At 46.7% G+C, this 15,756-nt stretch carries 13 protein-coding genes; 3 read left to right on the top strand and 10 right to left on the bottom strand.

All coding sequences use genetic code 11. The annotated features are described in order from the left end of the window. Positions 1-104: 104 nt before the first annotated feature. The 3 genes from B5G34_RS17500 to B5G34_RS17490 all read right to left on the bottom strand — a co-directional run bounded on the left by B5G34_RS17500 (position 105) and on the right by B5G34_RS17490 (position 6,166). Complete coding sequence (locus tag B5G34_RS17500; protein WP_162609525.1) at positions 105-5,366, bottom strand: AAA domain-containing protein; 5,262 nt, start codon at positions 5,364-5,366, stop codon at positions 105-107. Positions 5,367-5,368: 2 nt separating this feature from the next. Then, a complete protein-coding gene (locus B5G34_RS17495; protein WP_087340464.1) occupies positions 5,369-5,602 on the bottom strand; it encodes a helix-turn-helix transcriptional regulator in 234 nt (77 codons plus the stop codon). Positions 5,603-5,686: 84 nt separating this feature from the next. Then, positions 5,687-6,166, bottom strand: coding sequence for a hypothetical protein (locus tag B5G34_RS17490; RefSeq protein WP_087340462.1), 480 nt, complete (start codon positions 6,164-6,166; stop codon positions 5,687-5,689). A 116-nt stretch (positions 6,167-6,282) separates the two neighbouring features. On the opposite strand from B5G34_RS17490, the gene B5G34_RS17485 reads away from it, so the two are divergent. Beyond that, positions 6,283-6,588, top strand: a complete 306-nt coding sequence (locus B5G34_RS17485) for a helix-turn-helix transcriptional regulator (RefSeq protein WP_087340460.1) — start codon at positions 6,283-6,285, stop codon at positions 6,586-6,588. Between the two features lie 57 nt (positions 6,589-6,645). On the opposite strand, the gene B5G34_RS17480 is transcribed toward B5G34_RS17485, so the two are convergent. From B5G34_RS17480 to B5G34_RS17460, 5 genes are all read right to left on the bottom strand, one after another. Next, a complete protein-coding gene (locus tag B5G34_RS17480) occupies positions 6,646-6,891 on the bottom strand; it encodes a DUF6061 family protein (RefSeq protein WP_087340458.1) in 246 nt (81 codons plus the stop codon). A 454-nt stretch (positions 6,892-7,345) separates the two neighbouring features. Further along, positions 7,346-8,521 (bottom strand): AAA family ATPase, encoded by a 1,176-nt coding sequence (locus B5G34_RS17475; RefSeq protein ID WP_087340456.1) that lies wholly within the window; start codon positions 8,519-8,521, stop codon positions 7,346-7,348. Then, positions 8,511-8,846 carry a hypothetical protein gene (locus B5G34_RS17470; protein WP_140397294.1) on the bottom strand — a complete coding sequence of 112 codons (336 nt, stop codon included), beginning with the start codon at positions 8,844-8,846 and terminating at the stop codon, positions 8,511-8,513. Before B5G34_RS17470 ends, B5G34_RS17475 begins: the two co-directional genes overlap by 11 nt. Positions 8,847-8,848: 2 nt before the next feature. Further along, a complete protein-coding gene (locus tag B5G34_RS17465; RefSeq protein WP_140397293.1) occupies positions 8,849-9,922 on the bottom strand; it encodes a site-specific integrase in 1,074 nt (357 codons plus the stop codon). Between the two features lie 2 nt (positions 9,923-9,924). After that, the gene (locus B5G34_RS17460) at positions 9,925-10,119 is read right to left on the bottom strand and encodes a helix-turn-helix domain-containing protein (protein ID WP_006571508.1); all 195 of its coding nucleotides are present in this window, start codon (positions 10,117-10,119) and stop codon (positions 9,925-9,927) included. Between the two features lie 302 nt (positions 10,120-10,421). Between B5G34_RS17460 and B5G34_RS17455 the strand changes: the two genes are divergently transcribed. After that, the gene (locus B5G34_RS17455; RefSeq protein WP_087340452.1) at positions 10,422-10,967 is read left to right on the top strand and encodes a helix-turn-helix transcriptional regulator; all 546 of its coding nucleotides are present in this window, start codon (positions 10,422-10,424) and stop codon (positions 10,965-10,967) included. Continuing rightward, positions 10,954-12,081, top strand: coding sequence for a hypothetical protein (locus B5G34_RS17450; protein WP_087340449.1), 1,128 nt, complete (start codon positions 10,954-10,956; stop codon positions 12,079-12,081). Before B5G34_RS17455 ends, B5G34_RS17450 begins: the two co-directional genes overlap by 14 nt. Positions 12,082-12,564: 483 nt before the next feature. Here the strand turns inward: B5G34_RS17450 and abc-f are convergent, their stop codons facing one another. Next, complete coding sequence (abc-f, locus tag B5G34_RS17445) at positions 12,565-14,067, bottom strand: ribosomal protection-like ABC-F family protein (RefSeq protein ID WP_087340447.1); 1,503 nt, start codon at positions 14,065-14,067, stop codon at positions 12,565-12,567. A gap of 307 nt (positions 14,068-14,374) precedes the next feature. Next, positions 14,375-15,559 (bottom strand): plasmid recombination protein, encoded by a 1,185-nt coding sequence (locus B5G34_RS17440; RefSeq protein ID WP_343214237.1) that lies wholly within the window; start codon positions 15,557-15,559, stop codon positions 14,375-14,377. Positions 15,560-15,756: the final 197 nt, after the last annotated feature.

The raw sequence follows: 15,756 nt of genomic DNA, 5'->3' as shown, positions 1-15,756 counted from the left end.
GTGGCCATCCTGTCAATGCACCATGACTGCGGTGACCATGCACCATTTCAGCGGTCTGAGTGCACCATTCGTGCGGTCTAAGGGCACCGTTTCAGGCGGCGTATTCATTTTCCAAGTCGATGTACGCCACACTGTCCCGCCAAAGCACGATACAAATCTTTTTTCTCCATCAGTCCATTACACTTAAGGATTTCAAACATTCCCGCAGCCAATTCTTCAGGAGCAATATGTTCAATTGGCCGGGCAATATCCCCTGGTACTCGGAACTGAATATCTCGGCTGCTATCTAAGTACAAAAATCCTTTTTTGCGAATAATCCCATATTTTTGACAACCTCGCATTTTCAACTCGTAGTCATTCCATACACTACTTGTAACTCTTTTGCGGTCAAAGCACTGAACAATACGGCTCAGCAATAACGCTTCAGAAAGTGGAGCTTCTACCTCCAAGATTGCCTTTACCATCTCCTTAAAACCGTTTGGCAGATATTTTTGGATATAGACATCAATATCAACCGCTTGATACGACGGAAAAGAAGAAATACTTTCACGCTGTTTGGGTTCTGTTGCCCCTGTCGGTTGCTTTTCCAAGAGGGATAGCTGCTCTAATCCATTTGAATCTTGCTCTCTTTGGAGCCTCCCTTGAAACAGTATGGTACTCGCATTATCTGGAGTTTCTGGGACTGCACTGATTATATCGTTTTTGGGGTCCAATGCAGCTGCAATTGTACCCATCTCAACTTCAGATACTTCACCGTCCTCATGAAGAATGGAGTATGCTCGCTGTTTTACGCGCTTCAACAGTTCTGTATCTCGTCCATCTATCTGCTGGGAAGTTCCAGCATCCTCTGGCTCAATCCCTGCATCAGTCAGTGCTGTTACAACCCGCTCCATGGTCTTTTCGGGATTTCGATAGTATTCGCTGCCGCGAATTCGGATAAACCGCCAGCCCAAACGCTCCAAGATTGTTTGACGTTCCATATCTTCGCGAATCTTATCCTCTCCGCTATGATAACGCTCACCATCGCATTCAATCACAATCTTCTTTCTCCCGCATACGGCAACCATATCCAAGCGATAAGCACCGACCTCCCACTGCTGCACCAGATGATACCCCCTAACCGCAAGGTATTTGGCAACAGCAGCTTCAAATGGAGATTCTGCTTTCTCTTCGATTTTAGCATTCAGCATATGGATTGATTCTGGATTTAATGAAAAATCAATCAACATCTTGCGAATATCGCCAGGTTTTAGGTCGTTTGCAGAATCAAGTGAGTCTACAACCCAAAGCTGGTCCTTCGCACGGCTGGCTGCGACATTGTAGCGTTTGCGATAAGCATCATCCACACCGAAAGTCTGTTTTGCAACAGGGCCCTGACCATTTGCACAATCCACCACACTCAGGAAGATTACATCTCTTTCATCTCCCTGGAAGTGAGATGCATTGCCGCACAAGATTCTGCGCTCACTGCATTCTTTGGCATCAATTTGTCTGAAAATTTCTTCTTGTAGCTTTTTAACCTGTTCATCACCCAGCAGCGAAATGACGCCAAAGGATTTTCCTGCATACTCCGGCTGTTCCATACACGCTTTCAGCAAAGCGACAATTGCTTTTGCTTCATTGGGATTCGTTTTTCCAATTCGTTCGCCATTTGGCACACGGTAGTTGACCACAGCAGGCAGAAGAATACTGTTACTACAATCCCGCAAAGGCTTGATCTTGAAATCATACGAAAGCCAGTTGGAAAATTCAATAATCTCTGGAACACATCGAAAATGTTCATGCAGCATCAACGGTTGGAAGGTTGTGGCCGCAATGTCGTAAATGGATGTTTTTGCATCATACAGGTGGGCATTTGGAATTTTATCGGCAATGTACATTTCCTTCAAAACATTCATTTTATCAACTTGAACGCCAACAGCCATAGGACTGACCTGTTTATCATCACCTACAATGACCAGTTTTTTGCCCATATACAAAATGGCCAGAGAAGAGATATCCGATTGGCTTGCCTCATCGATAATAATGATGTCAAATTTGTTGGTACGAGGGTTCAGACTTTCCAATGCTTTGCCGATAGGCATGATCCATGCAGGGACAGCCTCCTGGCACTTCACCATCAGTTTACGAGCTTCTGCACGGTACATCGGAGCATTTTTTCCGGTACCCTTTCCGATTTTCTTAACGGTCAATTTCCATCCCTGCAACGCCTGCTTCATGCTGATATCATGTTCTGTTTTGCGCAGTAAGTGATGCCAAGCCGATTTCTCCGCAAACTTTGCTGTAACCTCACGGTATTCTTTGCTGAGAGAAAGACTCCGTTTTTGCAGATCCGAAAAAGGTTCTTCTATGATTTTTTCAATAATCCCATAGTACTGCTTCCACCGCCAAGCGTCCTCAATGTTTCCGGGGAGTGTAGCATCGCCATGAATGCCATCCCGTTTCCGAATAGCTTCAGCCCACTGCGGTGCAACCGGGGTCAATTTACTCAGATATTCTTCTCGCTTTTGTTTCAGGATGGTTTTAGCATATGTATTTTCCAGAAGTGCATAGCCATTTCTATATGCCATAATATCATATGCTTCTGCGGCAGAAAGGATCGCCCTGCATTCATCCGAATATACTCGCTTGCCGGTTTGAAGAATATTCCGATTATTTTGCAGAGCAGTCTGAATGTCAGACATAGACTTTACTACTTCGAAAACCCCACAAAGCTCCGGAATTTCATGTTCCAATGCCAACAAAATCTTCTCAGCTGACGTAATCTCTGAATCAAGAGGGTTATGCTGGAAGATGGTATCAAAGGGAAGCCCTACCTCCGCCATACGCATTGTCAGGACTTCGTATTCATTGCTAAACCATTCCAAGTAACGCTGAATCAAAGGAATATAGTTTACAGCAACACGCTCTGGATCATCCCGATCAAGTTCCTGAAACATTGGTACCCCATGTTTAGCAATCAAATCGTTCCAGTAAGAAGCGCACTGCTCTCGCATAGACTTCATTTCCAGGACGCAGAGAATTAAATTACAGTCCTCTGCATTTTGCGGTTTTTGACCATTGATGGTAGCCCCGTTTAGAGCAACCTCCAACTGCTTGTTCAGAAAAAGTGCGAGTTTTCCAATCTTCCCTCCTTGACTATACTTATCCTGAAGCTGCTGCATAGCATTATAAAACTCCGGTTCTGTATTGAGAATGACGATCTCTTTACCAAATTTCTTAGCAACCAGTTTCTCCGCATAGGCGCAGGTTGTCTCAATTTGCTCAATCAAACGGGTCCAGAGTTCCTTGTATGTGCCACCTTTTCTACCATCAACAGCACAATGCTGCATCCAGGGCTCTATCCTTGAAAATGTAGAAACATATTGTTTCAGCTGTTCCACAGCCTGTGCAGATGGGTACTCTACCACAAACTGTCCGAATGAGCCGTTCACCAGAATTTTATGTTCTGCTACCAAATTCTGAATCTGCCAATGGTTATTCTCAGAAATAGTATTCAAGCGAGCTCTTACAAAATCCAAGGCATTGCACTTTTGCTCAAACTCTTCTGGACTCATCAGTTCTGCCGGATCAGGAATATCATGTTCAAACTCCGCTTCATCCTGCGCACTGATGGTGTTGTTGCTTCGATATAGCTCTGTTAATTCTGTAAAACTGAGCGGCAACGGCTCATAGAGCTGTACAGATCCAGGAATATAAGAAAGGCTTTCACTGTTCTCTTGCACATAAGCAGCTGCGGCAGAAGGAGAAATCTCCTCTCCGTTGTAAACAATGCAATTGCATTCTTGGTTGATTATAGCAAACAGCTTTTTGCGCACCGCAGCAAGTTCACTAATAATTTCCTTTCGTTCCTGACCCAGCGCTTCCATTTCTCTTTTGACTTCAAAGGATGTGGTGTGTGCCATATAACTGGTAATCCCGTCAATGGACTTTTCCATATCTACATTGGAGTCATCCAGCACGGAAACGCACAGACTTTGCAAACCAGGAGCTACCTTCTCCTTCAAAACGCTCAAGGCTTTCTGCGTTTGACTGGTAACAAGAACACTCTTTCCCTGAGCCAGAAAATGCCCCATCAGGTTCGCTATGGTATGAGTTTTACCCGTTCCAGGAGGCCCTTGTACCAAAACTGCATTGTATCTCTCAATGCGACGCGCAATTTCCAACTGTTCCTTATTTGCCTCTTTTGACAGCAAAACATCTACACTTTCACCACCGACAGCAGCCAACTGCTCCTCAATGGACGGTGTCCCAGCATCTTCTGGGATATCAATTTTTCCACCTTCCACAATATCTCCAATAGGAGCAGGAACTTCACCAGTTTCACCAACATGCTCTATAATCTGCTCAATCGCCTTTAAGGTGCCATCCATACGTTTGCGCAGGATGTAACAAGGATTCCGGTAAAGTAGCATTCGCTCTTTTTTCTGCCAACCAGCTATAACGCCGTCTTCAGAATAAAGGCTTTCTGATGAAAGTTGATGGACAAACATTTTAAAAAATACGGGCAGGTCATTTCGATCTAAGGGGTGGTAATCATTCTGGTGGAGGTCATCGCGCAGATGGTTGATAGATGCTAAATTGATGCCGTCCATGCCTTGGAACATAACTGTATAGAGTTCCGTTTCGACATCGGTATCTTCTATGTAAATGGTATTCTCAATAGCATCATGGCGAATTTTAACACGCCGAGTCAAAATCGGATGTTCTAACTCCGAAATTGTCCGCTCACACATAAAACCATCTGCTACTACCAACTCTAATGTCTCTGAGTCTCGCTCTAGATCGATGCAAATTTTATAAAGTTCTGAGAAAAAATCTCTTGTTCGAGCCAATACCTTCTGATGTTCAGCCCAAGCATTACGCTTGTCTGCCCATGTTGTATATGTGCTCACCCGTTCTGCGTTGTCAGAAAAAAGTTCTTTATAAGTTCTGTCCTCCTCACCGATGCGTCGCGGAAGATCCTCCATAGCTTGGGTTGAAAATTCCGTTTGATCGAAGGGACGAAGAATAAACTCCTTTGTTTTCGCTTCATCTCGATAGTTGTCCCATCCCGGTTCCAACCATTCTTTAAGCAAAGCATCAGGCTCCGGACAGCGTTGGAATTCAGGCTTATGCACAGACAACAGGATATTGCTAGCATTCTCCACCTCATCATCTTCTACGCGATCTCGATAATAGGTTCTGATATTTTCCTCATCATTAGGAAAAGATGCTATCGAACGCCACCAAGGATAATCCGAAACATTGAGCACTACCTTCTGCTTTAGCTTATTTAATTCTTTAATGAAATTGAAAAGAGAAACCACTTTTTCCTGCTTGGTCAGAGTTCCTTTAGTTTCTCCATTTATGATCCTTGCAGTCACAATTATACACCTTCTTCCCGACATTCTTCATCAGAAGTCAGAATAACTTCCATAATATCTCCGATATCACAATGTAATGCCATGCAGATCTTCGCTAATGAATCCGTTGATACATTTTCATTGCGTCCCATTTTTGCAATCAATGCAGAGCTAATTCCCGCCGCTTGTTGTAAGTCCTTCTTCTTCATATCTAAATCAATGAGAAGTTTCCATAGTTTTTTGTAGCTGACTGCCATTTTATCCCCTTCCACTGTTGGCCATATTCAAACATGTATCATTATACTATGGAACTCTCAAATCATCAATAAAACGACACGATTCTAAAGAAAATCTCTTTCCTGATTACTGGACTTTAGCATCGTTATAAAAATAGGTACTTTTTGCTTTTGGCTTCTTGCATATTCCACCAGCGCCCGTGCATTGCTGGCAGGGTGCCAGGCATAGGCGATAAGATAGTCTACATGATCTACAACATAGCGATTTGCTCTCACGATTGCGAGCTTGCGCGGGACACTTTCCAACCCCGGAGGATAGAAGGTACTGTCAAACCCATCTGGCGTTGGAATAGGCCTCTCTGCCGGATGGTATGGCAGCAGCAAAGTAAGCTTAACTTCTGGGTAGAAACGCTTTGCTTCTTTGACTGCTGACGCTGCCAGGCGGTCAAATCCGCCGTAGTGACCAACAACAAATTCTGTGACGCCATATTCAACAATGTGCTGCTCCACAGCTGCATGCAATGCCGGATAAATTTCTTCCGATGCCTCCCTGTGCCCGATGAAAAAACAGCTTTTTCCGCCCAAATTTCTCCCTCCTTCGTAGTTGTGTTTGTCGTTAAAATTATACGATATAAATGATTAAATCACAACGATTTATCAAAGTATAATTTACGAAGAACACAAGCAAAGGAGTGCTGCAGGTGAAGGATATTCTCTCGGTTATAACCGCGTATCGGGAGGAACGGGGCTGGACAGAGTATCAGCTTGCAGAACGCTCCGGTTTGCCGCAATCCACGATCTCCTCATGGTATCGCAAGAACATGGTTCCGACCATTCCATCCCTGGAGAAAATCTGCACAGCCTTTGGCATTACGCTATCTCAACTATTTGCCGAAGAAGATGCACCTGTTTCCTTGACTGAGGCGCAGAAAAAGCTTCTGGAACGCTGGTCAAGATTGAGCGAAGAACAGCAAGCTGTTGTATTTGCTTTGATTGATAAGATGTAAAAAATCCGTCAGAGGCGCACCCTTTAGAGTGTTGCTTCTGGCGGATTTTCTTTGCCATCAATCTAACGGGGTTTTCTTTGTTACTGCTTTTAGATACAATTCAGGGTCCCCATTCAAAATCAGTTCGGCATAGGACAGCGGATCATTATAGATCAGCCAGTCCAGCTCCGACCGCTGATACATACTGTTTGCCACCTCATTTTCCACAGCGGTGCAGTCGATGGAGAGCAGCGTCCCGTCATCCAGGCACAGCTCCACGCAGGCAGTGTCCGGGTTGAACTCACAGGACAAAATCTTTCTCATACTCGTTACCTCCCAATACTTGAATTTCAGTTGATTTTCCGCAGCGGCACAAGGGCCGTTTCGGTTGTTTTAGATACAGGCAAGCAATGCGTGTGGATAGCCACACACAAATCCGGCAAGCAATGCGAGTGTTAATACACACTCACATTTCCTGCCGTCTGCTTGTTGAGGGCAGCGCCCCCAAGCCCCTTCTGAACACAGAATTTTATTCTGTGGCTGCGCGTTCTCCGAACGCTTTTTGCCCCTGTACCCGGTGCCCTGTTTCGGGGCATAGGGTGTCGTGAATCGCGACATCCTCTGATACTTTTAGGGTGCCCTAAAATGGGGCATCCTCCTTGAAGATGGGGTGGCAAAATACCACCCCATCTTTTTCTTTCCGCGACGGTGGCGACGGTCGCAACGGTGCTGGGAGCACCCCTCAAAACACCGTCGCGACCGTTGCAAGCGTCGCGCTTTACTCGATTACTTCAAACGCAGGTGCTTCCACCACCATGTAGGTCAGCCGGATTCGCCGTCCGGCGTGTTTGGTTTTGTTCTCGTACTTTACCTGATGTTCTTCCAACATACGGCTGGCATTCACATTCAGATGCTTGGTAAGACGGTTCGCCGCCATATCCGTTTGAATCGCTTGGGCCAGCTCGGTGGGACTGCCTTCCCATTTGGGGTTCTCGGAGGATACGATCTTTGCCACGGCTTCCAGTACCGGATCTGGAGGCTGTTTCCAAAGCTCATTCTCTGCATGGTCGAGCCCCCAAACCAGGCTCTCTTGGTCCTTGCTCAGATACAGCCGCTGATCCGGCTGGTCTCTGCCCACCACCTCCAGGGTAGCCTTGCTATCCGTTCGCTTCTCCTTCTGCATCAGGAGCGCCCCATCCGCACAGCCTAGCAAGCCGGTTGTACCGGAAATCATCTCAAAGCTGTCTCCCGCAGGCTGCTTCCTGGTGTGGTGAACGATCAGGACGCAGACGCCATATCGGTCGGCAAATTGTTTCAGCCTGCCGATTACCTCATAATCGCTGGAGTAGCTATAACTGTCACTCACCGCCTCCCGGACTTTTTGCAGGGTATCCACGATAATGAGCTTGGTATCACTGTGTTCCCGGACGAACTTTTCTAACTGTTCATCCAGGCCACCGCCAATCATTTTGGCACTGGTAGCGAAGTGGAGGGAGCTTGTCCCCTCCACTCCGAACATTCGGAACATCCGGCGCTGCAACCGGCTCTCGTCATCTTCCAGAGCAAGATAGAGAACAGTCCCCTGATGGGTCTTGTAGCCCCACAGGTCTTGCCCGGTACTGACATGGTGGGCGATTTGCGCCACCAGGAAGGACTTGCCGATTTTCGGCGCTCCGGCAAGGATGTACGCTCCTGTATAGAGCAGGTTCTCAATCACCGCAGACTTGCCCTCGAACACATTGTCCATCAGCTCGTCCAAGGTCACAGTATGCAGATAGGCCGGGTCGCTCATGCGGCGCATTTTCTGGTAAAGTTCCTCCAAATCTCTTTCCGGGGAATTGCTTTTTTCGTCCGGGTCTGGTATAGTGGTCTTGTAATTTTGAGAGATTGACTGCCCATCATCTGCGCCAACAGATGAGCCCTGGGCGGTCATTTTCTTTTTTTCATCGATCATAGGCGAAATCCTCCTGCATCCCGTTCATAATAGTAGCGATCATCTGGATGGTGTCCAGCAGCTCGTCGTTTACACCCTGTCCGGCCTCGATCCGGCGCAGCTCGTCCAGCACAGCGGCCAGCTGGTTCCGCAGTGCTTTATAGACCCTGGGGTTGCCCTGGACTACCACATCCCGGCAGAGCAGCCGCCGGACGATGTAATCCTGTTTAGTCAAACCAGTGAGCTTCACCGCCGTCTCGATCTGGGTGTCCTCCTCCGGGGAGACCCGGAAAGCCACGGTCTTGTTCCTCCAACGGTTGTGCTTGTCCAAATTCTTTGCTGACATTTTTAATTGCCCCTTTCCATGTTCAGTTTATCCGCCATTTCCGCCTGCTTTGACGGAAACAGATGTGCGTAGTTGTAAGTGATGTCAATGCTCTCATGGCCCACCCGGTCTGCGATGGCCGTGGCAGAGAACCCCATGTCGATCAGAAGTGAAACCGCGCTATGACGAATATCATGGATTCTGATGCGCGGTACCCCCGCTTCTTTGGCTCCCCGGTCCATCTCCCTATGGAGATAGCTCTTGGTGACGGTGAACATCCGGTCATCCGGTCCGATCCCGTAGAGCATCTTGATGTAATCCTGGATTTCTTCGGCCAGAAATTGCGGCATGGTGATGACCCGATTGCTCTTTTCGGTTTTGGGAGTGGTAATCAGATCCTGACCGTTCAGCCGCTGGTAAGACTTGTTGATAGATACGGTGCGCTTCTCAAAGTCAAAATCCGCTGGGGTCAGGGCCAGCAGCTCCCCCTCTCTGATACCGCACCAGTAGAGCATCTCAAAGGCGTAGAAGGACAGCGGTTTATCCATCATCGCCTCAGCAAATTTCAGGTACTGTTCCTTGGTCCAGAACATCATCTCCCGGTTTTTCTTCTTGCCCATGCTACCTGCCTTCTTGCAGGGATTCTCCCGGAGGTTATAGTACCGAACCGCGTGGTTGAAGATGGCGCTGAGCTGGTTGTGGACCGTTTTCAGGTACACCGGAGAGTAGGGCTTGCCATTCTCGTCCTTGTGGTTCAGCATCTCGTTCTGCCAGGTGATAATCTGCTGGGCAGTGATGTTACACATTTTCAGCTTGCCGAAGTAGGGTAGCAGCTTGGTGCGGATGATGTGATCCTTGGTGGCCCAGCTGTTTTCCTTGAGCCGGGTTTTCATATCCGCCGTGTAAAGGTCTACGAAGCTCTTAAAAGTCATATCCAGGTCGGCGCTGGTCTTGTTGAGCTGTTCGCGCTCCCAGGCCTGTGCCTCCCGTTTGGTCTTGAAGCCCCGCTTCTGGGTCTGCTTGCGCTCGCCGTTCCAGTCAGTATAGCGGTAGACCGCCCGCCAGGTGTTTGTCTTTTCTTCCTTATAGACTGCCATGATTAGCCCTCCTTTCCCGTCTTGCCATAGCAAAACTTCTCCATGAAAAAGTTACGATTGACCCGCCCGGAGATGGTCAGATAGCCCTTCTCACGGAGTTCGGCATTGAGCTTGTGGATCACCTTGTAGGCGTGGGACTTGGAGATGCCCAGCTCCTGGGCCACTTCCTCCACACGCATAAAGTTTTGTGCCTGCATTGAAAATACCTTCCTTTCCTCATTGATGGCTGCTGCGGCTGGATATTGTGTTCCATAAATGCCTCCTCACTTTCGTCCGCCACTTTTTTCCCGGATGTATAACCAGGAATTGCGGCAGTTCTTTTTTATTTATTGAATCTAAGCTATTATGCTTAGCCTATTGTCATTATACTAAGCAAAATAGCTTGTGTCAATCAGAGTACGCAAAATAAATTAAATGAAATTGTTTAGGATTCTCTTGACTTTACTAAGCATTTCTGCTACGCTTTTCGTAAGGACAACCAACGATTGGAGTGGATGATATGGCGATTGGCGAACGGATTCACTTTTTCCGTCTCCTACGGGGGATGACACAGAAATATCTCGGTATGGCGCTGGGCTTCCCGGAGAAGTCCGCTGATGTGCGCCTGGCACAGTACGAAACAGGAGCAAGAACCCCTAAGGCGGACCTTACCGCCGCCTTAGCCCAGGTACTGGATGTCTCGCCCCATGCCCTCTCCGTCCCGGATATAGACTCCTATGTAGGGCTCATGCACACCCTGTTTACCCTGGAGGACAACTATGGGCTCAAAATCAGCGAGACAGATGGAGAAGTCTGCCTGAAAGTTGATGTGCGGAAGAGCAAGGACGCCGCCCGGCTGCATGAGATGCTCTGTTCCTGGCAACAGGCCGCTGCCATGCTGGAGGCAGGCGAAATCTCCAAAGAGGATTACGACAAGTGGCGCTACCACTATCCGGAGTTCGACAAGGACCAAGCCTATACGAAGGTGCCCTCGCAGGAACTCAGCAATATACTTGTTGATGTATTTTCTGATGAGAGAGGAGAGCATCCTAATGAAAAAAACTGATATTTTTTGGCAAACATATTTAAATCTTGAAAAAGAAGCAATCGAAGTATCTAAATATATTTTCTTTACTGATGAAGTACTGGTAAATAGTAAGGGCAAACTTGTTACACAGTCATGCAATTCTCAATTGGAAGTGTTTTCTCCTCATATCTCAGATTTATTAGTTCGTTGTTGCGTTCAAATTGAAGCACTATCTAAAGAGTTATATTTTGATAATGGTGGTACGAAGCCAAGAGGAGACACCAGTATCCTTTTTGACGAAGATTGCTTAAAGTTGATCGATATAAAGTGGCAAACTCATAACAAAGAAGTGCTTATTGTTGCTCCATTCTTCAATTTTACCAAGGACGAAAATAGGATACTTAAACCATTAAAGGAAGCTCACAAGAGACAAGGAACATATTGGGAAAGAGCTTATCAAGCTGTTAAACACGATAGGTATTCCTCTTTACAAAAGGGCAATATTAAAGCTTTTATTCACGCTTTAGCTGCCCTCTATTTGCTAAATATTTATTATCGGAATGATTCATGGGTAACTAAATATCAAGAAATATCCAAACAAGATTACAGCATGGGGTCAGCAATTTTCTCTGTAAAAGCTCCTGTGGCAGACCAACCATGGTACGGCAATATGCCAACACTTTCTGAAAGTCCTTTTGTCGTTACATACAATGATAAAGATTATCAACGCATTGAAGCAATCCAACAAAAGGAAAGCCAAGCGCTTAGTGATTATTGGTCGAAGCAACCAGAACTTCATGAGCAAGCTTTTTTAACACAACTGCGAGCAGCTCTTGATAGGGAAAAGAGTGATCCGAAGCAAAGAGTGATGCATATTTGGGAATTGGCTAAATATCGACTTAATAAAAAAATTCCAGCAACACTCCCTTTTGAAGAAAGAAAATTGCTCCTAATAAATAGTGAAGAATGGAATGGTAGAATATATCAACAGAATGAGCATATGTCAGAAAACGAGCTTACCGAAGATAATATTCAAAAGGCCATAGACTCTGTTGCCACCTGTTGGGGTATGGAATTAACACGAAGATATCAAAAACTTGAATGGCTACCCATCGCTTTAGATAGCCAAATATGCAGAGTCTATATACCGTAAAAGATACTACAAACAAAAAGAGAGCTAACTGACTAATCAAAATCAGTTAGCTCTCTTTTTATGAATAATGAAAAAGTGTTGCCAAATCGTTGCCACAGAGGGCATTAACCCTTCAAAAACCCAGTCATATCAGGCTTTTCCAGGTTTCTGAAATCATTCCCACTCGGCAAATTCAAATATATGGGGGCGTATTTGAGGTGGTTTTACAGGAAAAACTTTCGCAAATATGTTAATATTTCACCTGCTATTTGGGACACCTCGTTTTCTTAGTATCAAAATAGTATCACAGAAAACCAGAGTTTGCAAGAGTTCCGGGCTTTGCAAGTACCTGTCGAAATTGGCCTCAATTTGAGGCCAATTTCGGCCACTGACCTCCACTCAAAATCAAAGGAGGCAGGCAAGCACCCCTGGGGCTTGCCTGCCTTGATAACCGCAGAGCAAGACCGGGCAGGGCTGTCAATGGCGGCGCATGAAATGCGCCGTTCATCTTGACCATTGACAGCTTTGACCGGGAGTGCTTTCAATATATACTGTTTTTGTAGCAATCGTATTTCTGAAAGCAAGATCATGTTCTACGAAGATCATTGTAGGAGAAAATTCCCTAATCAGATTTTCAATTTGCATTCGGGAATAGATGTCAATATAGTTAAGAGGTTCATCCCACACATACAGATGTGCTTGTTCACAAAGGCTTTTTGCTATCAACACTTTTTTCTTTTGTCCCGCTGAAAAATCTTCCATTTTCTTTTCAAACTGTATTCGTGAAAAATCCATTTTCCGTAAGATTGCCTTAAACAAACTTTCATCAATACGATTGGCTTCCGCAAACTCTGATAACGAACCGTTCAGCATGGAAGTATCTTGAGGTACATAGGACAATATCATGCCAGAACCCATTGCAACCGTCCCACGATGTTCTATTTGTTGCCCGACCAGTAGCTTGAGAATGCTCGTTTTTCCAGAACCATTTTTCCCATCAAGGGCAATGCGTTCTCCCCGCTTTACTGTAAACGAGATTGGCTGGCAAACATCTTTTCCGTCAAAAATTGGTACAACATCAGAGAAAGTCACTAAGGTATCTGAAAAATAGAGAAGCGGAGCGATTTTCAAATCTTCTACGGTTTCCAAATTTTTGAGAAGGCCGGACTTTTCCTCGATTGCCCGTTGCTGCCGCACTTCGATAGCCTTTGAGCGTTTCATCATTTTGGCAGATTTGTGACCAATATACCCTCGGTCAACCGGGCCGTTCCCATATTTTGACGCTTCAATTCGGTCTGACCAGACAGAAGTTCTTTTAGCGGCCTTTTGCATATTATCAATGCTTTTTTTCAGCTTCACATTTTGAGCGAGTTCAAATTCTTGTTGACGCTGGAAGTTGGTGAACCAAGTAGAAAAATTTCCGCTTTGCACTTCGATGTTTGACCGATTGATCGACAGGATATGGTCAACACAGCCATCTAAAAAACAGCGATCATGAGAGACTAAGATAAATCCCTTTTTCCGTTTCAGGTATGCTGAAACGGTTTCTCTGGCTTTCATATCCAAATGGTTTGTCGGTTCATCAATCAGTAAAAAGTGTCCATCATTCAGAAATAGAGCGGCAAGCAGCACCTTGGTCTGCTCTCCATTGGAAAGCGTAAAAAATGGCCTCCAAAGTACATCATCACGGACTTCCAGATAGGATAGTTCTCTCAACAGCTCCCACTCTTCCGCCAGCGGGCAGACTTCCGAGAGAATATCCGTAGTTAATCTGTTTTTGTCGTTCACAGGATATGGAAAGTAATCAAATTGCACAGAGGCTTGTATTTTCCCGTGGTATTCGTACTTTCCAAGCAAGAGATTTAGAAAAGTTGTTTTCCCTCTACCGTTTCTTCCAACAAACCCAAGTTTCCAATCTGTATCAATTTGAAAATTGACATTTTCAAAAATGTTATCATAGCTGGATGGATAGGCAAAGGTAAGGTTCTCGACTCGGATCATCGACATATCGCATTCCTCCTTTATTCCAGGGATCAAGAACATAAAATAAGAGCTGCAAGAAAGTCAATTCTTGCAGCTCGTCACAGCATAATAGTACCACCCCTATCAAGAGTGATACGCCTACGATATAATCGAGTGAATAGACTTTTAACTTTCTTGCAATGGGTACAATGGTACTGTAAAACACAGTATCACTGTATATTCCAATTTATTTGCAAGAAAAGTTAATCATCTTTCCACCTCACCTCTAATGTTTATATTAGCGTATCATAAACGCATGGAATAATCAAGTATAAAAACAAATCCTTTACTTTTACCGCTCCCCCCGATCAACAGAGCGCCGGGGCCGCTTGCGGCCTCTCTCCGCCTGTTCCCGTTGTTTGTCGGCCTGTACTGCTACCGCCACTTGCTCCGGGCCAAAGACCCGCTTGACCCGCTCATAGTCGGCGGAAACTTGCCGCAGGGCCTTGTTCTCCAGCTTTACCTCCTGCAATCGGTCAGACAGGCGGGCGTTGCTCTCCCTCACCCGGCCATAGTCCCCTTGCAGGCGCTCAAATTTCCCTCGCAGCTCCACATAGGCCAGATACAGGGAGCGCAGCACCTTGACGATTTGGGCCAACAGGGGTTTGGCCTTTTTCTCCCGGTAGGCCCGGCCTGTTTCCAGCGTTCCCGGCTCCGGCAAAATCTCGTCCGGGTCGGCGGAGAAGTCCGCAGCCAACCGCTCCATGTTCTTTACCGCCGGGGCCAGTTCTTTGAGCCGCCGTTCCTGGCTCTCTACTAGGCTTTCTTTCTCCGCCTTGACTGTATCCAGGACGGCGATCTCCTTTGCCCGCTGTTCCTTCTTATAGTCCAGTACAGACAGGTGCTTGTCATGGGTTCCCTTGTCCTCCCACTCAATCCCGTGGCGCTCCATAACCAGGGAAAGCCGCTCCTTTTCCGAGCGCACCCACTGGCTCCACTCCGTGTCACCTCTGGTGCCGCCCTTGAACCCCTGGGCCGCTAACGCCTGTTTCAGAGATACCCTGGTGTCCAGCCCTCGCTTGCTCCCCGTGGTAAACGGAACAAAGTCAATGTGCAGATGGGGCGTGGCCTCGTCCATGTGGAGGTGGGCGGAGAACACCCGGAGTTGGGGATTGCGCTCTTGAAAGCCCTTCATGTACTCGTCCAAAACCGCTGCCGCCAGCTGCCCCTCCTCGCTGTCGGCGCTCATATCGTCTCGATTGCCCACTTGCAGAATGATTTCGTGGAACGGCTTTTCCTGCTTGCCGGAGCGGATCTTCTCATAGTAATCCTCAATCCTTCTGTCGGCCCTGGTCTGTTTAGCGTTGTAGCGCTCCAGAGCCTCGTCAAAGAGTTCATGGTACACCGTCTTGATATTCTCCTGGCAGTAGGTGACATTCAAATGGGAGCGTTCCGGATCGGTGTTCTTGGCGTGGAATTTTCTGCTGTTATGGTTCACTGATCCTTGGCCCACCATGGCGCTGATCGTCCTTTTCAAATCAATCCCTCCTTCCTTTTCCGCCGCGCAAGCGGCGGGCCTTTGTTACTTTCTGCGAAAGTAACGCAAAAGCACTTTTGACAGCCTTACGGCCATCAAAAGCGCATTTGCGCCCTACGGGGTGGTGTGGGGGCTTTGCCCCCGGCAACTGCGGTTGCCTCCCCCAGCAGGGCCGCCCTTTGAAAAGGGCACCCTGC

The organism is Flavonifractor sp. An82 (assembly GCF_002159265.1).
In the GTDB taxonomy this organism is placed as follows: Bacteria; Bacillota; Clostridia; order Oscillospirales; family Oscillospiraceae; genus Flavonifractor.
Note: the sequence above shows the minus strand (reverse complement) of the source record. Positions and strands in the feature narration are given on the sequence as shown.

Coding starts and splice junctions, on each gene's coding strand:
- B5G34_RS17495 (WP_087340464.1), bottom strand. CDS start 5,602: ATGGCAGTCAGCTACAAAAAACTATGGAAACTTCTCATTGATTTAGAT.
- B5G34_RS17480 (WP_087340458.1), bottom strand. CDS start 6,891: ATGAGAAAGATTTTGTCCTGTGAGTTCAACCCGGACACTGCCTGCGTG.
- B5G34_RS17475 (WP_087340456.1), bottom strand. CDS start 8,521: ATGATCGATGAAAAAAAGAAAATGACCGCCCAGGGCTCATCTGTTGGC.
- B5G34_RS17470 (WP_140397294.1), bottom strand. CDS start 8,846: ATGTCAGCAAAGAATTTGGACAAGCACAACCGTTGGAGGAACAAGACC.
- B5G34_RS17465 (WP_140397293.1), bottom strand. CDS start 9,922: ATGGCAGTCTATAAGGAAGAAAAGACAAACACCTGGCGGGCGGTCTAC.
- B5G34_RS17460 (WP_006571508.1), bottom strand. CDS start 10,119: ATGCAGGCACAAAACTTTATGCGTGTGGAGGAAGTGGCCCAGGAGCTG.
- B5G34_RS17455 (WP_087340452.1), top strand. CDS start 10,422: ATGGCGATTGGCGAACGGATTCACTTTTTCCGTCTCCTACGGGGGATG.
- B5G34_RS17450 (WP_087340449.1), top strand. CDS start 10,954: ATGAAAAAAACTGATATTTTTTGGCAAACATATTTAAATCTTGAAAAA.
- abc-f (WP_087340447.1), bottom strand. CDS start 14,067: ATGTCGATGATCCGAGTCGAGAACCTTACCTTTGCCTATCCATCCAGC.